The sequence below is a fragment of the Paenibacillus donghaensis genome (assembly GCF_002192415.1).
In the GTDB taxonomy this organism is placed as follows: domain Bacteria; phylum Bacillota; class Bacilli; order Paenibacillales; family Paenibacillaceae; genus Paenibacillus_AQ; species Paenibacillus_AQ donghaensis.
The window spans coordinates 3077121-3101745 of the sequence record NZ_CP021780.1 but is presented as its reverse complement, the minus strand read 5'-3'; the positions used below and the strand labels follow the sequence as shown (position 1 = coordinate 3101745).

17 protein-coding genes and 4 pseudogenes are annotated in these 24625 nt (G+C 46.4%); all 21 read right to left on the bottom strand.

All coding sequences use genetic code 11. From position 1 onward, the window contains the following. Positions 1 to 3: 3 nt before the first annotated feature. A pseudogene (locus B9T62_RS13285) lies at positions 4 to 489 on the bottom strand (ABC transporter substrate-binding protein); the annotation flags it as partial. Positions 490 to 933: 444 nt separating this feature from the next. Then, positions 934 to 1926: an alpha/beta fold hydrolase gene (locus B9T62_RS13280; protein WP_087915687.1), complete on the bottom strand. Its 993-nt coding sequence runs from the start codon at positions 1924 to 1926 to the stop codon at positions 934 to 936. A gap of 18 nt (positions 1927 to 1944) precedes the next feature. Beyond that, positions 1945 to 2934 carry an alpha/beta hydrolase gene (locus B9T62_RS13275; RefSeq protein ID WP_087915686.1) on the bottom strand — a complete coding sequence of 330 codons (990 nt, stop codon included), beginning with the start codon at positions 2932 to 2934 and terminating at the stop codon, positions 1945 to 1947. A gap of 485 nt (positions 2935 to 3419) precedes the next feature. Further along, positions 3420 to 4178 carry an ABC transporter permease gene (locus tag B9T62_RS13270; RefSeq protein ID WP_087915685.1) on the bottom strand — a complete coding sequence of 253 codons (759 nt, stop codon included), beginning with the start codon at positions 4176 to 4178 and terminating at the stop codon, positions 3420 to 3422. Further along, positions 4175 to 4960, bottom strand: coding sequence for an ABC transporter permease (locus B9T62_RS13265; protein WP_087915684.1), 786 nt, complete (start codon positions 4958 to 4960; stop codon positions 4175 to 4177). The genes B9T62_RS13270 and B9T62_RS13265 overlap by 4 nt, the downstream gene beginning before the upstream one ends. After that, on the bottom strand, positions 4957 to 5670 hold the full coding sequence (locus B9T62_RS13260; protein ID WP_087915683.1) for an ABC transporter ATP-binding protein: 714 nt from the start codon (positions 5668 to 5670) through the stop codon (positions 4957 to 4959). The genes B9T62_RS13265 and B9T62_RS13260 overlap by 4 nt, the downstream gene beginning before the upstream one ends. 92 nt (positions 5671 to 5762) lie before the next feature. Further along, a complete protein-coding gene (locus B9T62_RS13255) occupies positions 5763 to 6773 on the bottom strand; it encodes a sensor histidine kinase (protein ID WP_087915682.1) in 1011 nt (336 codons plus the stop codon). Then, complete coding sequence (locus B9T62_RS13250; RefSeq protein ID WP_087915681.1) at positions 6770 to 7447, bottom strand: response regulator transcription factor; 678 nt, start codon at positions 7445 to 7447, stop codon at positions 6770 to 6772. The genes B9T62_RS13255 and B9T62_RS13250 overlap by 4 nt, the downstream gene beginning before the upstream one ends. A 126-nt stretch (positions 7448 to 7573) precedes the next feature. Continuing rightward, positions 7574 to 7993 carry an arsenate reductase (thioredoxin) gene (gene arsC, locus B9T62_RS13245; protein WP_087915680.1) on the bottom strand — a complete coding sequence of 140 codons (420 nt, stop codon included), beginning with the start codon at positions 7991 to 7993 and terminating at the stop codon, positions 7574 to 7576. Between the two features lie 21 nt (positions 7994 to 8014). Next, a pseudogene (locus B9T62_RS13240) lies at positions 8015 to 8752 on the bottom strand (ArsB/NhaD family transporter); the annotation flags it as partial. A gap of 48 nt (positions 8753 to 8800) precedes the next feature. Beyond that, positions 8801 to 9154 (bottom strand): annotated as a pseudogene (locus B9T62_RS13235) (ArsR/SmtB family transcription factor). A 79-nt stretch (positions 9155 to 9233) separates the two neighbouring features. Then, positions 9234 to 9542 (bottom strand): annotated as a pseudogene (locus B9T62_RS13230) (ArsR/SmtB family transcription factor). A gap of 194 nt (positions 9543 to 9736) precedes the next feature. Continuing rightward, positions 9737 to 11092, bottom strand: coding sequence for a glycoside hydrolase family 28 protein (locus B9T62_RS13225; protein ID WP_087915678.1), 1356 nt, complete (start codon positions 11090 to 11092; stop codon positions 9737 to 9739). After that, positions 11085 to 12710: a glycoside hydrolase family 43 protein gene (locus tag B9T62_RS13220; RefSeq protein ID WP_087915677.1), complete on the bottom strand. Its 1626-nt coding sequence runs from the start codon at positions 12708 to 12710 to the stop codon at positions 11085 to 11087. Before B9T62_RS13220 ends, B9T62_RS13225 begins: the two co-directional genes overlap by 8 nt. A gap of 26 nt (positions 12711 to 12736) precedes the next feature. Next, positions 12737 to 13894 carry a glycoside hydrolase family 88 protein gene (locus B9T62_RS13215; RefSeq protein ID WP_087915676.1) on the bottom strand — a complete coding sequence of 386 codons (1158 nt, stop codon included), beginning with the start codon at positions 13892 to 13894 and terminating at the stop codon, positions 12737 to 12739. Between the two features lie 189 nt (positions 13895 to 14083). Beyond that, on the bottom strand, positions 14084 to 15697 hold the full coding sequence (locus B9T62_RS13210; RefSeq protein WP_087915675.1) for an ABC transporter substrate-binding protein: 1614 nt from the start codon (positions 15695 to 15697) through the stop codon (positions 14084 to 14086). Between the two features lie 68 nt (positions 15698 to 15765). Next, positions 15766 to 16647, bottom strand: coding sequence for a carbohydrate ABC transporter permease (locus B9T62_RS13205; RefSeq protein ID WP_087915674.1), 882 nt, complete (start codon positions 16645 to 16647; stop codon positions 15766 to 15768). Between the two features lie 20 nt (positions 16648 to 16667). Further along, positions 16668 to 17645 (bottom strand): ABC transporter permease, encoded by a 978-nt coding sequence (locus B9T62_RS13200; protein WP_087915673.1) that lies wholly within the window; start codon positions 17643 to 17645, stop codon positions 16668 to 16670. A gap of 203 nt (positions 17646 to 17848) precedes the next feature. Beyond that, positions 17849 to 20173 (bottom strand): helix-turn-helix domain-containing protein, encoded by a 2325-nt coding sequence (locus B9T62_RS13195; RefSeq protein WP_087915672.1) that lies wholly within the window; start codon positions 20171 to 20173, stop codon positions 17849 to 17851. 166 nt (positions 20174 to 20339) lie between these two features. Next, positions 20340 to 23750 (bottom strand): hypothetical protein, encoded by a 3411-nt coding sequence (locus B9T62_RS13190; protein ID WP_087915671.1) that lies wholly within the window; start codon positions 23748 to 23750, stop codon positions 20340 to 20342. Then, positions 23747 to 24619 carry a heparinase II/III domain-containing protein gene (locus B9T62_RS40700; protein WP_245864591.1) on the bottom strand — a complete coding sequence of 291 codons (873 nt, stop codon included), beginning with the start codon at positions 24617 to 24619 and terminating at the stop codon, positions 23747 to 23749. Before B9T62_RS40700 ends, B9T62_RS13190 begins: the two co-directional genes overlap by 4 nt. Positions 24620 to 24625 lie beyond the last annotated feature (6 nt).

Below are 24625 nucleotides of genomic sequence, written 5' to 3'. Positions count from 1 at the left end.
GCCCTTCAGTGCCAGAGGGATCATCTTGGGGTCATTTTCCTGTACTTTTTTCAGGTAAGCTTCGAGGTCATCGTAGCTTGGAACCGGCTGCAGACCGTATTTCTCGCGCAGATCCTTGCGGATCAGTACTGCTTCAATATCATAGTAGTATTGGGTGAACGGAACGGCATAAATGTGACCGTCGATCTTATTGGAATTCAGAAAGTCCTCAGAGAAAGCTGCTTTCAGTCCAGGGTAAGCATCATTATTAAAATATTCATCAAGCGGCTGGTATAAACCCTGGCTGACATTCTGGTATAGATTCATCCAGCTGGCATCAAACACAGTATCCACTTCTTCACCCGCCGACATTTTCAGCTTCAGCTTCTGCTTGTGGTCATCGGCCGAGTTAAACTCAATATTCAGCTTCGTATTCAAGGTATCTTTTGTTCTTGTTTCGAATTCTGCAAGCACCTTGTCTAAATCAACCGGTTTATCTCCGAACAGCATCATTTTTAAGGTAACGGGGTCCAGCTTAGCTGACTTACCCGAATTAGCACTAGCTTCTGGTGAGGCCGCATTCCCAGTGTTTGTGTTCGCAATCCCGACCATCTCACCAATATGACTGCCAGATCCGTTCCGCAGATTCCTGTCATTTCGATTTTCACTTTGACATCCGTAGCACGTATAATTACCGGAATATTAAGTTCAGTCAGGTTCAAATGTTGTGACTGCCAGACCAATGCAGGCATTTTCTCCGGTTGTCTACCAATAGGATGAAATGGATGCATTGCTTAATAAGCCTCCCATCCCCTTACGCTAACTTACAGTTCATTTCAATCCAATGCACATTTTTCAGAAAAGATCATTTTTCGCCTCCATTTGTTCGTAAAAGAGAGTAACTGCAACGCAAAAAAAATCGCGCAGCGCGCGATTTATGATGGTACCAGACTGTTAATCTGTTGAGTTTATTCCTCCCGTAAAATCCCTTATTTTTTCAGAGATTTCTTTTGGATGGGAACGATACAGATAATGTCCCGCGTCCAATAAGACCATTTCTCCATGCACAGAGTTCTGGATCTGCTTCTCATGTTCCGGAATCCATCGGTCCGTCGCAGGGTGATTCGCCTGAACAAAGAAAAGGACAGGTAAATTGGCAGGAAAAGTAAGCTTTTCTGCTGCTTTAAAGTTGGAATACATGCTCACTGCCTCATTTAATTGAGTTGTATTATACATGTTTTTGCGTATCAAGATGTCCAATTGTTCTTTAGCCGCTTCATCATAGGGCAGTCCTTCATAAGGGTCAGCACTCAGTTTCAATTGTAACCGGGCGAAGCCCAGGTTGCGGAACCATTTAAGCGGTTCTATATCAGACGAATCAATTTTCTGTTCGCTTAGTGACGGAACACTGCTGTCCAGCCCGATAAAGGCTTTCACTTCATTTGGATATTGGTTCACATAATCCAGACTATAGAGCCCGGAAATGGAGTGAGCAATAAGGATGTAACGATCGATCCGGAGACTTTGTAACGCTTCATGAATTTCACTTACAATGTTAGCTGAACTACGCTCCTTCCGGGATTGATCGCTCAATCCGTAACCAAAAGGTTCGATCACGACGACTTTATAATAAGGGCTTAACTCTGATAGGAGTGGCTTAAAATCAAGTGCAGGCGCCGCTGTTCCATAACCGGGAAGAAGCACTACGGTTTCTTCGCCTTTGCCTTGGATGAAAACATTCATATGCTTACCATCTACAGACACAAGCTGACCATATTGTTCCATTCTTTTTTGTTCTGAATGACTGCTGATTTTCTTTACGGTAAACACGATGGCGATAAAAAGTAGAATAGCTATAACCACTGCGGCGATTACTTTTAATGAAATATGCAGCACTCTTTTTACTATTGAACGCTTCCTTACTTCCTCTACTGCTGGTTGTGTCAAACTCTCTCGCTCCTCTTATTATCTGAATGGTTGTGTTTGCTTCATGTATGCTTTGAATGCCCCGGCGATTTCTTTGAATTTCGTATGATGCAGGTAATGTGAGCCTTCCATCGGGATCATTTTTCCCTGTGCCGATTGTTTGACTTGTGCCTCATGCAGCGGAACCCACTGCTCATTGTTCTCGTTATTCGACTGGACGAAGAGAAGCACCGGCAAATCGTTAGGGTAGGTAAGTTGTTCTCCATTTTTGAAATTGGTACCGAGATGTCTGAGCTCATCCATCATTGTTGGATTGGTCGCGACTTGATTCGAAATGAGACGCATTTGTTCTTTAGTATACTCATCGAAGGCAAGTGACTCATATGGATCTTCGCTCACCTTTTGGAGCAATCTCATCAGACCTGATTTTTGCAGAAACTGCATGGATTTCAGAGGCAATTTGACATCCATGCCGGGCTGATTCGGAACACTGCTGTCGATGCCGACAAAAGCAAGAACCTCATCCGGGTAGCTGTTCACGTAGGACACTCCGTATAGTCCAGTGATGGAATGTCCCATAAGAACGTAACGGTCAATACCCAACTGCTGCACAGCTTCGTGAACTTCACTGACGATATTCTCTGTTGTTCTTGCCTTCTCAGTTTCGTCGCTCAACCCGTATCCGAACGGCTCAATCGCTACGACTTTGTATTCTGGAGACAATTCATCGATCAGCAATTTGAAATCAAGCACTGGCGAAGGAGTTCCTTGTCCAGGAAGAAGGACGATTGTCTGTTCGCCGCTGCCTTGAATAAACACATTCATTTTTTTACCATCCACATTGACATACTGGCCGTACGGTTCGATTTTCTTTTTCTCGACCCCGTTACTGATCACATTAACGATAAACAAGATGCCCATGAACAGCACAAGCGCTCCGAGAAGACCTCCTATTATTTTCAACCATAGTTTCTGCTTTTTGCGGATTCTGTTCCCTTCCTTGATTTCCACCGTTCCTGTCACGTTCATCTTCTCCTGTCCTTATATCTGTAGAGCCGCGCTAGCGACATATTCAAAGTGTAATCAACCAAGATGTCCCCTTCGTGACGGCAATATGAACGGAGTATGAACAGGCACAGAAAGAACGTTATCATGACAGCCAAACCTGTGAAACCCTTCTCATGTCCTGCATAGCAATGAACCGAAATATATAACTAATACTAGCTTTGGAATTACAAATTAAATACTTCGAGTACTACTTTACTTATCCAATATAATAAATACTCTCTTTTATTTGCTATACAAGCAGATAAAAGAGAGTATTTTTGTTCCTAAGCTATTCCCACTCAATCGTTGCTGGTGGTTGGAAGTAATGTCATACAATACTGGTTTACGTTTTCAATTCGTTGACGATACGTATAGAGATTTTCTCAAGAACATCCCGTGGGATTCATCGATGGAAGTTACTGGGGTGAATTAATTACCTTATTATGACAAAATAACGAAACCTAAACTTAGGCATCTCGTTTACGGTAAAATACAATAGCTACTGTAATAAAGATCAGTGTCCATAACATTAATATACATGTCCCTTGCACTGGTGTAAGGCCATTTATTTCATCAGAGGAAGGCGGCATATACATATAATGTCCTGCCGTATCCGGAAAATAAATTCTAATACTAGGTAGAAAATCTCTCGTCAATGGACTGACAATGAAATAATAACCCAGTAGTATCACTAAAGCAGGAGTGGTCCGTCTTAGTAAACCACCTATAGCTGCACTGAGAAGTGTGGTTAATGTTAGATAGCCTGTTGCACCTGCTAATGATTCTATTATTGCGTCTATTTCAATCACTACTGCTGTGTCTTTCATCATGATAAAAGTATATAGTACACCTGATGCAGTAATAATAAACGCCGCAGGAATGGTTATAATGGCCATTGCCAAGTGCTTCGCGGATAATTGAAACCCGCGCCAAGGTATCACAGTTAAAGTAGTTCGAATCTGTCCACCCGTATACTCCGAACAAGTAGCTAAGATACCAAGAATAATGAACCCTGCTTGAAGATACCCCATAGAAGCAAGTCCTATATTCAGTATATTTTGCGTTCCTGCTGCCCCTTGTAGACCAACAGAAGTATAAGCTGCGGCTAAAACTAAATTAAGCATGAATGTCCCCATAAGAGTGATCCATATCCATGGTAATGTAACTAATTTATCCAGTTCAGCACCAAGGATTGGTGTTATCTTTCTACTAGATGAGACACTCATGCTGCAACGTCCCTCCTATGAAATACAATAGCTGCAACAATGAAAATAACGGCTACCCAGGTAAACATGACTAACCCCCCTGTGAACGGGGTGTGATATCTATCGAATAAACTGCCTGTAAGCGGGGTGTGATATCTGTCGCTCGTAAACATAAACATTTCAAAGCCAGCCCTATCTGGTAAGTAAAACGCCAACTTTGTAACCCTATAAAGCAGGACACTAAATGATACAACGGATGAATTTATCATGAGCACAGCAAGCGGGATGATGCTATTCTTAGTTAGAACAGTAATCCCAAGTGCTAAAAGAGCAGTGAATGTCCAGTAACACACTGCACCGATAAGTCTAGACCATTCCAATGCAGGGGTATATTCACCAAGAATAAGATGCGTTGCTGACACAGTTGTTATAATAGCAACCATACAAAGCAGGATGCTGATCACTGTCACCGCACCTGCTTTTGCCAGCAAAAAATGAAGCCGGGATGAAACAACAGTTAAACTTGTTGTAATCTGTTGTCCTCCACCAGATTCACTGCTCTCTGTTAAATACTCACTGCTAACAGCAAGCACACCAAGAATAATGACACCTTGTACACCAAGAGCTAATCCGATATAGCCAACTTCCGATAGCCGTGTGCTAACTCCAGCTATAATCTCTTCCTTTTGTGCTATACTGTCCAAGGCAGCAATGACTGCTGGGGCAAATACTCCAATAAGGAAGGCAAGCCAAATGCCCGGCAGGGAGAACAATTTAGATAGCTCCGCGTGGAATGCTCTCATACACCATCACCTGCATGTTCAGATGTCAGGGCAAAAAAGGCCTTCTCCAGCGTGGAATGGTTACCTATTACTACTTCCAATGTTCCATCTGCAACGATTGTTCCATGCTTAATAATCACCACATCATCAACCGTCTCTGCAAGCTCTCCCATTAGATGACTGGATAGTAACACCGTGTTTCCAGACTCAGCACGTTCACGCAGAAATGTCCGAATCCACCGAATTCCTTCCGGGTCTAGCCCGTTTACGGGTTCATCTAAAACCAATATTTCGGGATCACCAAGTAGCGCAGCTGCTATTCCAAGTCTTCTCCCCATACCAAGAGAATACTTCCCAACTCTTTTCCCGGCTGCATTAGTAAGACCTACTATTTCCAGAACTTCCTCGACACGTGAGTTAGACAATCCTGCGGCACGGGCAATCCAACGCAAGTGTGCCCGTCCTGTTCGCATACGATGAGCTCCAAATCCATCAAGTGCGGCACCTACTGTTGCTAGAGGATTATGTAATTCTGCGAATGGCTTTCCATTGATTAGTGCACTCCCTGAGGTGGCACGATCTAATCCAAGCAGGATGCGAAGTGTAGAACTTTTACCTGCCCCATTTGGACCTAAAAAACCAGTTACTCTACCAGGTCTTGCTTTAAAACTGATACCTGATAAGATTTCCCCAGTTCCGCGATGTTTGACTAAGTTATTAATAGTAAGCAACCATAACACTTCCTTTCTGTTATGGTTCTAATTATAAAGAAGCAAAGTTACATCTCGGTTATCCTGCTGTTTACTTCTGGGTTAACTTTAGGTTAAGCTCTACCAATAGCTACTCTTGTGCCGTTTTCATTTGATGTAAAGTCAGCTTTCAGCTTCATTTTATTCAACATATAATTTGAAGTCGATAAACCTATCCCCGCCCCACGCTCATTGGAAGAGTTATCCATCCCCGGACCTCTGTCTGCAACAATGATCTGTTCTTTTTCTACATCAACTACAATGTTTACATATTTCCCCTCTGCTGCGTGGCGAAGAATATTCTGAAATAAATTATCCAGAATCCGTGTCATCCATTTAGGATCTGCTTCCCAATAAAAAGTCTTCTCTGTCGGTAAATCAACATCGATCTGAATTTCTTGTTCTTCAAATACAGGATACCACGCAGCAACAGATGCTCTTACTAAACGTCCAATATCTGTTGAAGTGGGCCCAAAAGGATGTTTCCCTGATGTAAGCAATGTATAGGAAAGTAAATCATCCATTAGATCTCCGACTCTTGTAATCGTATGGTTCATCTCTGTTAATGAGTTTTGCCCTTCTGAACTTAATGATTCTTTATTTAATCTGGTGACATGTCCTCTCAAAATGGTTAGTGGCGTTCGTAAGTCGTGAGATAAATTCGCAATGAGTCGATGTCGTAACAATTCCTCTTCATATGCTCGCTTGCGACTGTCTTCAAGCTGCTGAATCATCCAATTAAAAGAACTTCCTAACTGGTCTATTTCATCCATACGATCACTTTGAACAGATATGGGTTTAGGAAATGAATTATGATTAGCTGAAAATGACATGACTTCCTGTAAGCGGGTGAGACGTTTACGAAGCCTCAAGAAGAACAGCCAAGATATTACAACAAATGCAATCATAATAAAACTAAACAAAAGCAGTGTAACGTAAAATAGATTTAACGTATTCAGATCTTCTTCATTGATACCCGAAAACTCAAAAAACGCAGAGAAGAAAAAAAACACAATTGGAGGAAAAAAGATAAACAGAAAATGCACTTTTAGAAAACGGCCAAATAATGATCTAGTCTGCTTCATAGCTTCACCCGATAGCCTATTCCCTTCAGCGTTTCAATAATCTCCGGGGAATCTGGATGACGTTCCAGCTTTTGACGCAATCGATGGATATGCACCATTAATGTTTTATCACCAGTTATATAGGTTTCTTCCCAAATGGCTTCATAAATTTGTTCTTTTGGTAAAACTTGACTAGGGTGGCGTAGGAAGTACATTAAAATTTGATGTTGTTTCCCTGTCAATATAATTTCTTCTCCGGTACGTGTGTCAATTACCATTTGGGCTTCTGGATCTACTTCAATATAATTTCCTAATGAAATGCGTTCAGAATGTGTCCCGCCGCTTCGACGGATTAATACTTCTAATCTTGCAACTAATTCATCCGTATGGAATGGTTTCGTTAAATAGTCATCAGCAAATTGTAAACCTTCTACCTTATCATCTATCGATGTTCGAGCAGTTAACAGCAAAATAGGAACAGCAGGAGCTGCCCTTTTTAATCGTTTTCCCACAGTAAATCCGTCTAAACCGGGTAACATGATATCCAAAATAACGATTTCATACTGATTTACTTCTTTTTCGGCTCCATCACCAGAAAGCAGCCACTGAACTGAAAATCCTCGCTGTTCCAATTCTTCTTTTACCCAACTGCCTATTTTCTCATTATCTTCGATATATAATACGTTTCTTTTCAAGTAACATCCCGCTCTCTAAATTGAGTTCACTATTAGACAGAATAACACAATCTAAAGAATGGCTTCCAGTTAAGGGAATTTTATTGTTCGTTAATAGAGATACACCGGCGCAGCCGTTTCCACTTGTTATTGTCCAGTTTCAGCAAATTGTTTGATGCGCCCGCCCACTTGATCACGAACCCGCTGGAAGACAGCCCATTTTTCTTCATCTGTTCCTTGCGCTTTCGCCGGATCATCAAATCCCCAATGTTCACGTTTCACTTTAGGCGGAGTAATTGGGCATTTATCTGCTGCATCTCCACACAATGTAATCACGAGGTCAGCGTTATTAAGCAGCTGCGGATCAATAATATCCGAAGTTTGACCTGAGATATCAATTCCTGCCTCGCTCATCGCCTGAACGGCTTTCGGATTCAGACCGTGAGCTTCTATGCCGGCACTGTATACATTCCATTCATCGCTCAAGTATTTCTTGGCCCAGCCTTCGGCCATCTGGCTCCGGCAGGAGTTTCCTGTGCACAAAAAGTAAATGTTTTTCTTATCCATGAGTCGTAATCTCCTTTGAGTTTAAAATAGGGTCAGTGTTATATATAGGCCAAGCAGTGTGATAAACAGCGTAGGGATCGTCAAAATAATGCCTGTTTTAAAATACGTTCCCCAGGATATTTTCACACCTTTGGTGGAAAGCACATGCAGCCACAGCAAGGTAGCCATTGAACCGATCGGTGTAATCTTCGGTCCTAAGTCAGAACCGATGACATTCGCATAAATCAAAGCTTTCTTAATCAGTCCCGAGGTATGCGTAGCATCAATGGCCAGTGCATCAATCTCAGGTTTTTTCAGCTGGGAGCTATCAAAGTTTCTTGGAATACTTTTACGGAAGAAGAGATAGAGCACGAGAATACTTGCCCCTAAGGAAAAGAAGGTAGGCATTAACATCCGACCGGCATATTCCATAAAGGTAAGCCCGAAAAAGTCAGCCGATACGATATTCACCAGATTGCTTACAACCAGCGGCAATGATGTAGTATCGGCAATGAACCCGCTGGCAATGATGAATGGAAAGACCTTCTTCTCATCAAAATTCAGCGCACGAACCATAGCCAGCACAATCGGTGTTAAAATGAGCGCAGCTCCGTCGTTAGCGAAGAACGCGGCAACTATCGCACCAAGAATGGTGATATAGATAAACATCCGGGTTCCATTCCCGCTGGCAGCTCTGGCCATATGTAGGGCAGCCCATTCGAAGAATCCAATTTTATCGAGGATCAACGAGATTAGGATGATTGCAACAAAGGCCAGTGAAGGTAACTACAAATATGAAACTTGCTAATAGCACCGAAGCCAATCCGCCTACCTCCAATTAATCACATGAATCCTTAAGCCTTTTTTATCAAGTTCTTCTAATTCATGATCTTGTGAAGGAACGAAGGCAATCAGATTCTGAATCAATTCATGCTGCATACTGTTTGGATTAGCCGAGTAATAAATCCATTGGCCTTTCCTGTTTTCTTTTACTAGGCCTGCATCTTTTAGTTTCCGCAAATGCTAGCTTACGGATGGCTGACTCGTCTTGGAAATTTCAACGAGCTCACATACGCAGTATTCTTGCTTCACCAGAAGCTTCATCATCGTCAGCCTGGTTTTATCGCCTAAAAGCTTCAAGGTCTGCGATACTTCATCCAACTCATCCAAATCAAAGCTCATCGTTCGTCCTCCTCTTTCATCATTATATAAGCATGTGCTTATATAAACAGGTGCGAATATAATGCATAACCTTACTTTTTCACTTACAATCACATGGTGTATATTTGCCCTTCAATAAAAATAATTGTGATTCCGTATCTGGTAGTGCATTCAATATGGTCTGAATATAGGAATCCTCTTCGATATCTAAAGCGTAATATACCCATTGTGCGCATTTTGTTTCTTTAACCAGTCCTTGTACCTTTAATTTTCTTAAATGTTGGCTCACACTGGGTTGAGACATATTTAGTATATCCACTAAATCACAAACACACTATTCTCTATCCTTTAACAGTCCCATAATTGTGAGTCTGGTCTTGTCACCCAGTAATTTTAACTTCTCAGCCATTCCGTGTTGAACATATACACTGTCCTCTCAAAATTCTAAATCAATGGCACATAATTTCACAGTTACCGGATTTTCCGGTGTTGTAAGACGCGTAAAGCTACGTAAACAAGACCGCCTTCAGTAAGAGCGGTCTTGTTCTATACACTCTTTTCAATCATACCTTAACCTTGTTGAACTGCACAACACCGCACAAATTAATATTCCAAGACATCCGTTTTAAGAGTTTTGCAATTGTCTATAATGTAAGATTCCCTTGTATCCTCTCTCAGCGAATGGAACCTTACCCCATCCACCACGAGCCGTTCAACATTTCTGATATCCATGAAGCTCGTCCGGCTCCAGGACGGATAATAATTTTCCGATACGTGTTCCGGATGATCAAACCGCATGTCCCACACCATCGGGTATTCCGCAGGAATATCCTCTTTTCTCACACCGCCGGCAGAGGTATAGATAATATTCTTCAGCGTCAAATCGCGGATCGGGTGACTCTCGCAGGCATCGACCCGTATCCCGTTGAAGGAAGGCGAGCCCATGATATCATCGGTGAACCGGTAATGGGTATTGTACATCTCTTCGTCATCGGTTGCGATAATATCGGACAGTATAATTCGCTCCATGATACCGATCTCAGGCATGACTTCAAGACCTATAGAGGAACCGATGAAATCCAAGCGGTTGTTCAGCAGAATAAAAATCGGTCGTGTTACATTTCGCATAACAAGTCCCGAGGCTACGATGTCGGTGATGCTCCCGCCTTCGGTACATTCAATCTTGATGCCTTCGCGCCACACATTCTCAAAGGTGCTGTTATGAATGGTGACGTTCGAAATGTCGCCTACGGATTTAAGACCAATCCGGATGCCGGCACAAATAGAGGTGAAATGGCAGTTTGAAATATGCACATTTCTCATCGGGTATTCCTTGCTGCTGGCCTGCAGACAGAGGTTATCATCAGTCCCGAGGATTTTGCAGTTTGAGATGAACACATTCCTGCAGCCGTCATAATCCAGCCCGTCGCCGTTGTATTTTTGGTCGTTGCGGATATCGAGATCCTCGCACCATATATTCTCGCTGTCCAGAAAAGCCGTCGTCCACGCAGTCGAGTTATAGAGTCTGAGTCCTTTGACGTGAATGTTGCTGCTGCGTAAAAAGCGCATCATCATCGGCCGGTAAATGCTGCCTTCGTTCGGAAATTGCTCGGCGTTGCCGTTGATCTCGCCTTGACCGATAATACCTATGTTCGTGGCATCCTCGGCATAAATAAAACATCTGTCCATATCCTTCTCATTGGTATATCGGTTGTAGTGCGTCCCGTCCACAAAGTCGTTAATATCCGGACTCGCAAGCAGCACCGCAGAAGGATTCACCTGTAAGTATACATTCGATTTCAAGACAATCGTGCCAGAGACGAACGTGCCGCCGGCCAGCACCACATAACCCCCGCCTGCACTATGGCAAGCATCTATGGCTTTCTGGATTGCGATTGTATCCACCGTAATGCCGTCGCTCATCGCGCCGTACTGCTTCACATCGAATTCATCACGCATAGTCCGCCACTGCTCCCTTTGGGTCCCTGTTGTAGTACTCAAAATAATCAAAGTCGGCAGGCTTACGGAAGCCGGTTAAATCCTGGCAGCAGATACCGACGAATGACCCGGTGAACCAGCCTTCCTGGCAAGCCTCATCAGACAACGTACTGGCGTCCAGTACCGGGCCGATAGTAATGAATCTGTCTTCCCCGTTTACGGAGTAAGCAAACTGGAGTTTATCATGATCAACTTTTGCGCGCAGCCAAATTTGCTCCGTCTCATCCGGCAGCGCAATATATCCGATGGGTTCAGAGTTGTTGTTGTTGACGGCACATACAATGCTGATGCAGCGTCCCAAATCCTCGTGATGCGTCACATGCAGGTAGTAATAATTCTGTGTGTCATAGAGCAGGATAAGTCCAGCCATCTGCTTGTAGCTTGCCGGATCAAATTCCAGGCATGTACTGGCGGTAAAAGCATGTTCTTGCCACCTTCTTGCGACCAGGCTTTGCCGGTATTTCGAACCCAGGCCTTCTCTGCCGTAAAGCCGCAGAAATCCGGCCCGCTCAGTCAGGGAGTAGAATGTATGGTCAAGCGGAATCCGTAACGACTGGAAGTGAATATCGAGCTTGTCGCCATTAAAATCATCTCTCGCCGGCCTTACCGGGAAAGGATGCAGCGGCAGATCAGGTGCGTCTACCTCTATGTCCGGCAATGTGGTGCCATTAGCAAGTCTCAGCCAGCCGTCCTCCGTCCACTCCATTTTCTGCAGCGCTGTTTCACGCCCTAGAGTATACTTACGGTCACCTTTTTCTGTACGGTTCTCAAGTGCCCGGCCGCATAAGTGCGCCATATACCACTCACCGTTCTGCGTCTCGACCAAATCGCCATGCCCTGCCTTCTGCAGCAGCAGCTCCGGGTTGTCTCTGGAGGTCATCATCGAGTTGCCTTTATAGGCTTCATATGGACCTAATAGATTTCTGGATCTCAGAATGCTCTGTCCATGCCCTTCACCTGTGCCTGTATCCGCCGCGAACAAATAATAATAGCCGTTACGCTTGTAAATATGCGGCCCTTCCAGATAAGTGTCGTTGCTGGCATAAATCGTAACGGGTTCCCCGATCATCACCTGTTCGTCCACGGAATACTCCTGGATCACCAGATGGCCTCTGTACCGCTTGTTTACCCGGTGATCTGTCACCATACTGACGATGTATTTGCGGCCGTCATCGTCGTGAAACAAGGAGGGATCGAACCCGTAGCTGTTCAAATACACGGGCTCCGACCATTCTCCGCGAATATCTGTTGCGGTTACGAGGTAGTTGGGCGTATCGTACATTTTGACATAGAATGAATTGACGACTGTGTATACCAGATAATAGATACTGTTATCATAGGTCAGGCAGGGTGCCCAGATTCCCTGGGAAGCGCCGACTCCTCTGAGATCCAGTTGAGCCACGGTGTTAAGCGGATGCGTGAGTAACTGCCAATGAATCAAATCCCTGGAATGATGAATCTGCACGCCCGGGAACCACTCAAAAGTGGAAGTTGCAATATAATAGTCGTCCTCTACTCTTACAATAGAAGGATCGGGATTAAAGCCTCTCAATACCGGATTAATAATTTTATTGCTCATTGAATGATATCCTCGCTTTCCATTCCCTACCACAGATACAAGTCATTTCCCTTCAGCTTGAACACCGCTTCCATGAAATAGAAATCTCCGTAAATGATCGGGTGATGATGCTTATTGCGTGGCTTGTGATAAGACTCCGAACCTTTTTGGAGGATGCAGTCGCTTGCCTCTGACCAGTCAGATCTCTCATCCAGCGCCCGGAGCAGCTTGAGCGCCGCGTTCAGATACAGCTCACGCTCCAAGTCACCTACAGCCTTGGCAATTTCAATTAGACCGCAGGCGGCAATTGCAGCTGCTGTGTCGTCTTCCAGCTTCGGTTCAGCAGGCTGCCGGAAATCTAGTGGAATGACTCCGTCTTCAGGAATATTAGCAATGAAGTAATGTGCGATCATCTTTGCTGTCTGTAGATACTCCTCTTTGCCTGTATGAATATAACTCATCATGAAACCGTACAGCGCCCATGTCTGCCCTCTTGTCCACGAGGAGCCGTCTGCATAACCTTGCCCGCCATAGGTGTGCACAACACCGCCGTTAAACGGGTCGAACTCCACGATGTGATGCACGGAACCGTCCGGACGGACGAACGTGGACATGACTGTATCCGCATGCCGCATCGCGATTTGCTTAAACCGCGGATCACCGGTTTCCTCTGTCGCCCAGTATAGAAGCGGAATATTGAACATACAGTCGATAATCGCCCAGCCTCGGGTATCGCCATCCTCCAAGTCATTCCATGCGCGGATGAATCCGCCCGCCAGGTTGAAGCGTCCCGCCAACAGGTTGGCGGCATGCAGTGCTCTTTTACGTGATTCCGGATTCTTGGTCACCTTATAATTAGCTACGCTGGTAGGCAGCCACATGAATCCTACGTCATGATGCAGCCCGTAGAAATCTTGAAAGCACCGGTCGAGGTACTCTTCGGAAATAGTAGCAATCTCTTTGTACTTCTCATTTCCGGTTTCGTGGTACATCAGCCACAGCATGCCGCCCCAGAAGCCGTTGGTCCACCAGCAGATTCCGTCTGCATCGAAACCGCTTGCATTATGTGACGCTTTGTCGTCATGATTTCCTTCGAATGCTGTATAGGGAATTTTATGGCGCGATTTCTCGCTGACTGTATCCATTTTGACTGTGATTTTCCCGATGATGGAGTCTATCCAACTGCGGTCTTGTTCTTGTAGCATCCCTTAACTCCCACTTTCTGTTATTGATATTCTGATTTGTCTTCATTTTATGGCACAAGCTCCGGCATTGGTATGCGACTTTTATAGGATTACATGCACATTTTTAAGAAGTTTGGCCTGATTGAGCTCCCTTGTGAAAAGAAAGAACCGGTCAGCGCATTTCTTCGCCGGCCGGTTCATCTCAGTTACTTATTGGCCGCCTGCATCCAGGTATGCCTGAACCTGCGATTTGATCTCTTCACGGATTTTATCCAGTCCCAGACCTTTCAGATCCTTGTTTATTAGGACGAATTCTGCTTCCCAATCCTTGATTTGACCGGCTTTCAGCGTCTGGATGAATGGGTCTGCTTTGGATTGAACATTAGCGAATTCACCTTTTACACTGGAGGTATCGAAGGCAAACTTGGCAAGTACAGGTGCGTAATACGTATCCGCATTAGCAGAATACTCGAGATATTTCTTGGCTGTTTCATCCAGATCCTCAGGTGTGCGGATCATATTCGGATTCCAGGTGAATTCATAGCCTGGGAATGTGTAGTTATCCGACTCATCGAGCAGCTTCAACTGATTCTCGCCAACCGGCTCCCAATGCTTGCCCTGAATTCCATATTCGAACAGATCGTGGTTCTCGCGGCTTTGGAACATCCAGTCGAAGAACTTCATAGTCCGGTCAATATTTTTGGAGGACACCGGAATCGCGACCGAATTGTTGGATTTGTAGTTGGTCGCAATCGCCTGCGGCTCCATGTTGCGGATATGCTCTTTAAAGACAAAGAACTCCAGATCTGCGCCGGCAAGGGTTTCCTGCAGCATTTTCTTGTCGGCTGCATAGGATGAGATCGTTCCATAGAAAGAAGCTGCTTTACCAGACATGAAGTAGGCCTTCTGGTCCTTCTGGCTGAGAACATCCTTCTCCAGATACTTGCTCCACTCCGCCCATTTGTCATACTGCGGGAATGCCGATTTCATCGTGTTGAAAGGAGCCGGCAGCTTCGCCCATTCGGATTCCGCATCACCAAAGGCCACTACATTCTGCACCTGCTTCAGATCATCGGTTAAATGGACATAATAGACAAGTCCTCCCAAGTTCAAAGGACGGACAGTATCCAGTTCTTTCCGGTCCGGTGCAAAAATCTCCTGGAAACCTCCGTTACCCTTAACAGCCAGTGGAGTGATGCTCTTCTCTGATTCAAGCAGCTTCTCGTAGAACTGCTGAAGCTCCTCGTAGCTGGTAATCGGTTCACTGAAGCCCAGCTTCTCACGAAGGTCCTTACGGATGTACACAACCGGAATATCATAGAAGTATTGTGTGAAAGGAATTGTGTACAAATGATCGTCATACCGTTTGTTCATCTCGATGAATTCAGGCGAAAATGCGGCCTTGAGTCCCGGATATTCATCGTTGTTGAAGTATTTGTCCAATTGCGCATACGCGCCTTGCGGAATCAGCTCCCGCAAATTCTGAAACTCCGCGTCGAATACAAAATCAACCTCTTCTCCCGCCGTCATCATGAGCTTTACCTTCTGCTTATGATCGGAGACCGGATTCCATTGAATATCCAGCTTCGTATTCAGGGTGTCTTTAGTTTGCTTCTCGAACTCTTCGAGTACAAGCGGCAGATCTTTAGGCTCATCACCAAAGAGCATGCCTTTGAGCGTAACTGCTTTAGGCGGCTGTGCTGCCGAGCCGGAATTGCCGTCTTGGGCGGACTGCTCCGGTTCATTCGTGCTGCTGCTGCATGCGGCCAAGGAAGCGGCCAGTGTAACGGACAGTATTGCAGTTGCCACAGGTTTCATTTTCATATTACTTATTCATCCCCTTTTCTTCTACCCCATTTTTAAGACATATACTAAACCGCCCGGAAGCGGAATTAGCCCTTCACGGCACCTACCATAAGACCTTTTACGAAATACTTCTGCAGAAACGGATACAGGAACACGATAGGACCGATAGTCACGACTGTTGTGGCCAGACGGACAGTCATCGCCGGCGGGATGAAGTTCGGTATACTGATATCCGCCGAGATCTGGTTAATGTAATCCAGATTGTTCATAATGCGCTGAATCAGATACTGGAGCGGAAACAAATCTTTATCGTTAATGTAGAGAACAGCATCAAACCATTTGTTCCAGTAGCCCAAAGCGTAGAACAGGCCGATGGTCGCCATAGCCGGAAGCGAAATAGGCAGAATAATCCGGAACAGAATATAGACATCGTTAGCCCCGTCGATTTTGGCGGATTCCGCGATTGAATCGTCAATAGAGGCGAAGAAGTTGCGGAGCAGGAACATATTCCATGCGCTGATCATACCGGGAATAATGAGAACCCATATTGTGTCCTTCATATCCAGATACTTTGAGATCAAGAGATAAGAAGCGACCAGCCCCCCATGGAACAGCATCGTAAAGTAAATATAAAAAGCCAGATGATTGCGGTATTTCACGGATTTGACCGATAGGGTATACGCCATGGCGCTTGTGAAAATCATGGACAAGATCGTGCCTACTACGGTCACGAAGGTTGTAATGCCGTACGCCCGGTAAATGGTATTGTCCTTAAAAATCATTTTGTAGGCATCCAGGCTGAAGTCCGAAGGCCAGAACATGTATCCATTTTTGACAATAGACGCTTCCGAGGTGAACGAGCTGGCTACGACAGACCAGAACGGTATCAGGCAGTACAGCGAGAACAATCCGATAGAGAGGTAGAAGAAGCCTTTTAGCAGACGATCCGGCAAGCTTTCCTTAATCATGATTCTGTTTCACTTCCTTATTAGAAAATAGCTGACTCAGGTGCAACTTTTTTGGCGATGTAGTTAACTGTCAGAACGAGGATGAAGCCTACCAGCGATTGCATGAAGCCGATGGCTGCTGACATGCTCATATCACCAAGGTCCATCATGGCCCGGAAAAGATACGTGTCGATCACATCCGTCGTCGGATACAGCATCGGGTTACGGCCGATAATCGCATAGATCATGCCGAAGTCTCCGTTAAAGATGCCGCCGACAGCGAGAATCGTAAGCAGGATCACCGTAGGCTTCAGCAGTGGCAGCGTAATATAGCGGATTTTCTGGATTCTGCTCGCGCCGTCTATAGAGGCCGATTCATAGATATCCGGATTAATGCCTGAGATGGTGGCCATGTAGACAATTGATCCGAAGCCTGCGCCGTGCCAGATCTTGAGCAGTACAAGTATCAATGGCCAATAACCCGGCGATGACAGAAATTGGACGGGAGCGATTCCGAACATGGCCAGGATTTGGTTAATAAAACCTCCGTCTGTCGAGACAAAAGCCATTACGAACATGGCGACAACGGTCCAGGACAGGAAGTGAGGGAAGATCATGACGGATTGGGTGATTTTCTTGAACCATTTACCGCTCATCTCTGTGACCATAATAGCGATAATAATGGCCGCCAGTGTATTAAAGAAGATAAACAGTACATTCAGGAACACCGTGTTTGTCACGATTTTAATCCAGTCGCTCGACTGGAAGAAAAACTGAAAGTTCTTCAGTCCGACGAATTCGCTGCCGAAAATGCCCTGCATTGCCCTAAAATCCTGGAAAGCGATCACAATCCCTCCCAAAGGCAAGTAGGCGAATACAAAAAACCAGATTATCGCGGGCAGAGCGAGCAGATACAGAAATCTGTTTTTCACCAGTTCAGAAAAGAATGCCCCGATTTTCCCCTGCTTCCTCTTCTTCGGGTAAGGTTGCTCGGGAAGGCTCACTGCGGTATTGCTCATTGTAATCCTCCTTCAAATTCGTTGCTGTTGCTTGAGTTCACTGTATCTCCGTCTGCCTGCATGTAAAACCTCAAATATCGTGTAAAATGCATAATTCCACAGGAAAGACAGGGTGTAAAATGTAATCATCCGTTCAATAACTGCGAAATGAGCATAAAAATCCCCTTTGTTCTTTGGAACAAGGGGACTGTAATGCTGCTTTTTTAGGTGAATCCGCTGCTCTCTTCGCTGCTTTTCCGGAAATGATCCGGTGTTTTCCCGCTGTATTTCTTAAAGGAGATGTAGAAGTACTTCGTGTTGTCGATCCCCACCATCTCGCCTATACGGTTAGCCGGCAAATCCGTCGTCAGCAGAAGCTCCTTCGCTTTCTCGAAGCGGTAATCACTGATGTACTGGTTCAGGGAAACGCAGACGATATCCTTAAATATCTTCCTCAAATAGTTGACGGAAAGCCCCGCCACACCTGCCAGCATTTCTACCGATAGATTAGGATCTGTATAGGACTGGTGAATGTGCCCTCTTACCTTCTCCGCGATCATTATGTTTTTCTGTGAAGATTGCCTGTCTCGCATGCTGATGGCCGTCTCTGCAAGTCCTGTAAACCAATCCTCCGCCTGTTCCAGCGTCTCGCATCTGTACAATTGCTGGCCCAAGGTTCCGATATCGGTGCTAAGTCCGCCCGTGTCTCCCGCTGCCATAGCTTTAGACGTTCGTGTAACAGTAAATAAAAGCTGGTTAAGCAGAATGATCATTTCATCAAAAGGAGCTTTGCGGAGCAGTGCAGTATACTCCTTCAGGGCATGGACGGTCTTCCCGGAATCCCCCAGCTTCATGCTGTCCGACACCTGCTTTTCCATGGAAGCTGATACGCTGCCCTGCACGGGTTTACGGCTCTCTTCCACATCCTCCGGGATGAGGCAGCGCCTGCCGAACGCCATACGGTATCTTGAAGCATTGTAAGCATTTTGCCAAGACAGCGGAATTTCCCGCAGACAGGCTGCATGTGACCCAATGGAGGCTGATACGGTGAGCTTGAGGAAACGCTCTGTATTATCTTGAATGTCTGTTAGAAGCAGCCGGAGCAAAGGGTCTGATCCTTCGGGCTTCACTAAAAGAATGACGACCCTGTCTTCCTCCCCATCGAAACTGTAGGCTGGGAAATGTGCCCCGCTTAATTCACCCGCTATATTAGAAATTGCATATTTCAGGAGTGACAGATCGTTCAGGCTGTAGGCTTCCGCAAGCTCGTTAAATCCATCCAGCCGCAGTATGCAGACCTGGAAACCGTCAGACCCAAGCTGAATACCGATCCGCGATAACCTGTTCACCATATCTTCTTCGCTGCTCCAGCCTCCCGTCATAAGCAGCCGAAGCGCATCTTTCCGCTCTGTATTGTGATAGCCAGCCATGCTGGTCTGCAAATCCTGTACCTTCCGTTCCAGGTAGTGGAACGCGCCTGAGAGTATAGCGAATTCGCTGGCCGGCCGAACGGTGGATCCGGAAGCAGGTGTCGCTGCGATATTTTTGACCAGTCTGTGAATGGGGCTGTAGATCATGCGGGTGAAGAAAGAACCGCTCAGTAATACGATAATTAATATAATCGCTGTAACTGAAAGGATGTAGGTCCTGATCTCATTTACCTGGCTTAAAAGGGCCATGTAATTCACATCGCCGATGAATACCCATCCCAAGCTGTCGGACTTGATATAAAACAGGCGGTGGGCTGTTCCGTCCAGCTCCGTTTCGATGACCCCTTGAGCGGACTCCGATAGCAGAATCGGTTGAATCGCTTTTGAACCGGATAGACTTGAGCTGATCAACGAATGATCGGAATGGGAAATGACGACCCCCTGCTTGTTCAAAATCATCGATTGGAACGATTTATTTCCTGCGCCGTTCATCATCATGGTCTGCAGAACCTGCTGATCCAGATTCAAAATCATGGCTCCGTTCACCGCGCTTCCGTCTCTCAAGCTCATATAAGCTATGGAGATCAGATTGCCGCTAAACGGCTTTGTGTCCGAGACAAACGACGTGTTCCTGGGAATAAAGATGCTGTCACGCATGGCTTCCATATTCTTGAGCAGATTCAAAATTTGCACATCATAGAATTCATCAAAAGACCTCACCGTAGTCAGTGAAGAAAACACCATCTCTTGCTGGGTGTTGACCAGGTAGACGGAATGCACCAGCGGATTTGTATTGGCCAGGTCGGTCAATTTGTTCCCGATCCGCCCCATCATACCTGTATCAAATTCATTGGCGTAGAACCCGGCTTGAATGTCTGCCGAAACGTAAGCGCTTGCAAATTGCTGGTAGGTCGAGCTTAATAGAATATTCGCCGTATTGTAGGACTGCTCCAAAGACCGGTCCGTTGACACCGTTAATTCATTCTTCAAGCTTTCGGATACTTTAGAGGTAATCACAATCGTCAGCGCAGCAATGATCAGCAGGCCGACGAACAGATAAGACAGAATAATCCGGATCAATAAGCTTTTCTTTAGCAAAAAATGACGTACCGTGCTCATGGGCTCCTCCTGTTGTGTTTAGTGGTAGCTTTAATTATAAGAAAGGATATCTTGCCAGGGTATGTCTTTTTTTAAGTTCTTAGTCAGGTTGTTTAAGAAGGTAGTGCGAACTGTACAAATTTGAACAAAAGCAAAGGCATGAAACGGGTGTTTCATGCCTGACTGCTTATTTGTCCGCCGCCAGCTCCTCGGTGATCAGAATGCCGTTCCGGTATTCGCGTAATAGCAGTGAGCAGTATCCGGATTCAATATCATTGACGGTAATTTCCTGTGTCCGTCCGTCTATCAGCTCTACCCGTACGGTATTTGGGTCTGCCGCCTGTACAGAGTGTATCATCTGCTGCGACTCGTAAGGCTCTACGATTGTAATGAACCGTCCGAGTTTGCCATGCGTCTGGATCCCGTAGGTCATCCGTCTTTGGGCTTCTTCGCCCGGGAATGCATCTGCGCCAATCAGGCCGACGAAGCGAACCGCCTGCAGCCCTTCCAGATTGACGCTGATTACAGCCTCATGCTCATGATTTACCGGACTTGTCGGCATGGCATACGGATATTCCTCTCCCACGATGGTTACGCGGCCGTTCTCATAATCCTTTCCAATTCCGAAGCCGTTGTCCACATTCTCATATTTGGGAGACAATTCGCTTAACGGAAGCTTCGCCCCATCCGCAGTGATGACATACGCTTCGCCCCAGAACAAACCTTGCTTCGTATGGATAGGGTACTTCTGCTCGGTGTAAATCGGATGGTTTTTTACCCGCAGAGTCAATAGTTGAATGTCAGCTTCCAGCTCCAGTTGGACCTTGCCTTCACCAAGGAGCCAGGCGCCGAATCCCCCTTCCGCGAGCGTAACCCCGTCAGCCTCCACCGTATAATCCAGCGGGATTGTAATTCCATGATACTCAGCCGCCCGGCCTATAATCTGTTCTGTCTGCTGCGGCCAGGCTGTATGCACATCCATCTTAAGCAGCCCGGGTGTATTATAAGCCGTTCTTGTTCCCCGCAAATCTTCTCCTTCGCCGAAGATTGTCTCAAAGCGGGCAACGCTTGTACCTTTCGCCTCGTACCAATGACAATCTGTAATGAACTGCCCATCGGAGAGCGGATTGTTACACCATTGGCTGGTATGCTTGAGCTTGGTTAATTCCGTTGCCTGCAGCTCCTTGAAACCCTTAATCTGGAACAAGCAATCGAATGCATGCTCCTTCTCCCCTTGTACGTAGTCGAACAGTACGATAAAGTCATCCGTTAAGCCCATCACCCGCTTCTGACGGACAGGCTCCGTATAGTCTGACAGCTCGCCGTATTGGGCACCGTCCGGTGCCTGGGGCAGGGAGCTGGCATTCATCGCGCAGCGCTCCTCCAGCGTCTCGCCATCAGTATAGATCATCCCGCCGTAGGGCGGGTGCGCCCACCGGGCTGTTGTCTCTACTGCGACTGCCTGAATGGCGCTCCCGCTATAGAACAGGCTCCGTCTGGAGTCAGCAGGGATCTGCATTTTCCCGTCGATGACAACCATATTCTTGGTCATTGAGTTTTGTACGTAGAATTTATACATGAAATGGCCGTATCCCCACCATACATGCTCCGGATTGAAGAAGCTGCGGCCATATCTCATGACGGAGAGCAAGCCTGTCTTGTCGAAATGACCGTGGGCATACCCGTGAGAACCGTAACGGAGAACAGCCTGAATCTGTTCCTTCTGCTCTCTGCCTTCAGCTTGGCTCCGCAGCATCGCAACCCCCACATTATCCGAGAAGGCATTGCTCTTCACACTGGAAGATTCATGGTCAGGAAGCTGTGCATGGCCGAATACCGGATCGACCGCATGGTTCATCCGTATGACCGGGACGTATTCAGGATCCTTGTAATAGGTATAGGCTAAATCGTATGTTGAACCAAAATGTACACCCTCCAGCTTCTTCTCTTCGGAATCACTGATGCCGAACAACACACCCCTATAGTCCAAAAAAGGAATTGTCGCATCGAACATATCTTTAATGCGGACGAAGCCCTTACGGTTTCCGCCCCATCGCTTGTTGTACATTCCGAAGCGGAGTTCGGCAGGCTCTCCGTTAAACGTGCTGCTCACTTCGTCATTAAACGGAGCAGGAAAATGCGTATGGACAATATTAATGCCGAACGGTAAAAGCGCATGCGCCGTATGGATATACATTGACGATACCCAGGTGTTGTAGCTGACAGAGCATTCATGCCACCAGCCGTCGTTGAACAGCCCGAACTTCAGCTGCTCGATCGTTCCTCCCGGTCCAAATACGAAACGAAGCGCTCTCTCCATATCCTGAATCGCCAGTGCGCAATAGAAAGCACCTGTTATTTCTGACAACAGCCAGTTGGACATATGCCCGCTGCGGATATGGTGATCGAGGATGTCCATATACATTCGGAAACATGTCTCAACCCCTTGATGTTCTGCTGGTGTCAGCACCCCTGTGTCATGGATGATGTCATAGGGAATAGCCAGATGCTGAAAGAAATGACCTTCCTGTACGTAACTCTGACTGCAGCCCTTCTTCTTTGTGGGATAGCCGGTATCCTTATCAATAAAATAACGGAAGAACTGCGCTACCTTCTCCGCATAACGTTTATTACCAGTCAGTGCATAAGCGTATGCGGCAGACATGATGTAATGCTCTTCCGCAGTGTCGTAGCAATAATCCCGTTCATCAACAGGTACAGGTGGTTGTACAACCCATGAGTCCGCATCTTCCAGAATCCGTTGATATCCAGGTATGAAGCTTTCATGGCGATCGATAAGCATCCTGCGCTCAGCCCACTGCTCTTTCGACCAGTAAATATAGGGATGGGCAAGACTTCTTAGCGTCTTCAGTTCAACAAGCACGGCACTTCCGCCATCCCCGTTAGCTGTAAAATGGAGTACAGTGTTCTCATGACCGCCGGGTACCATCGAATCGTGCACTTTTACGGCTGCAGTCAACTCTCTGCTTGCATACGGTTCAAGGTCGAACTCCCCGGGAGTCATTTCAGCCAGGAGCGATTCCCAGCCGTCCAAACGCTGCTTCACAGATACGTGCTGCCGAAGCTCTGTGCAGTTATATACCGTCATCTTATAGACAACTGCTTCCCCCGCCTCGCCGGACTTGCCCTTCACATCCGCTTGGACGAACAGCTTCTCCCCTCTTACCAGGCGCGCCGAACGAAGCTCAGCATTGCCTTTCAGCTCAAAGCTCCGCAGTAAGCGCCAGATGTTGGCCTTGGCCGACTCGATTGCGAAATCCTCCAGCTTCACCTTCAGCTCGTGGATCCCTGGACCTGATATCCCTGCCTTGGCCTGAACCGGCGGATGGCCGATAAAGTTCGCCTGGAGAGTTATCGCTGTCGATGCATCTAGCGTATTGATTGTTAGAATTAAGCCGTACCAGTCCATTGCATCCAGCGCGCCATTGTGGCCCCGCTCGAAGCCGATCGGATACCAGCCTTCGGCATCAAGTGCGACAGGATATTCCAGAAGAAGCTTACGGTCTAGGCTGTACCCTGATTCTGAAGGGCTTCCTGCAGCCTTCCAATCGCTAAGCAAATCAATATGGACGTTCATTGTTTACCCTCTCCTTGGTGCACAGTCTGATATAGCTTGACTCCATATCGCTCGGAGCTAATTTCTAACCGATAGCAATGATCTCCCGCCTGCAGAGATATGGAACCAGCCTGATCCGTCTTTACTTGGAGTTTCCGCTGTCCGCGTTCCTTCGGATATAAAATGGTAAGGAATCCGTCCTTTGCATCCGCAACGGCACGGATATAGTCCATCAAGGAAACGTCTTTGTCCGTATCGCCGCTATCGAAGAATGGAGTGGATCGGCCCTTCTCCACCTGGATCGACTGCACCGGACACAGGAAGATGGTTTCGAGATCAACACCATATACACCTTCAGATAAGAGTCTGCTTCCTTCGGCTTCCGTACGTTGTGCCGCAACCAGAAGATTAAATTGAACCAGACCGGTGAAATTCTCCACCGTATCCCGGATGACATAGAGATCAGCCTGCTTAACATAAGTCACATGCCGGATATGCTTTCCCTGTTCTTCGGGATTATTAATCTCAATCGTGATACTGTCTGCCTCTTCACTCAGCTTCACGTCCAGTACCCGGCTATTGCGCGGCACGTCCACCCATCCCCGCTCCAGACTGTAGGTTCCCGCCGAAAGATTGATTGCGCCTGATTTATTCTCCGGCATAGCGGTTTGTCTGGTTGCAAACTGCAGACAGGCGTGGGAATAGGAGCTGATATGCCAGCTTGTGCTGCTGTCGAAATAGCCTTCAATCCCCGAATCCATCACAAGCGGGATTGAGTTTTTGTACAGAATGAAGGAGCCTTGGTCCAAATGTCCATGTGCGATCGGCTCGGGACTGGACATGATGGCAAAGTAGCTTTGCCCCGGGCTTCCGTAAGAGTTGCGGAAAATGTAAAT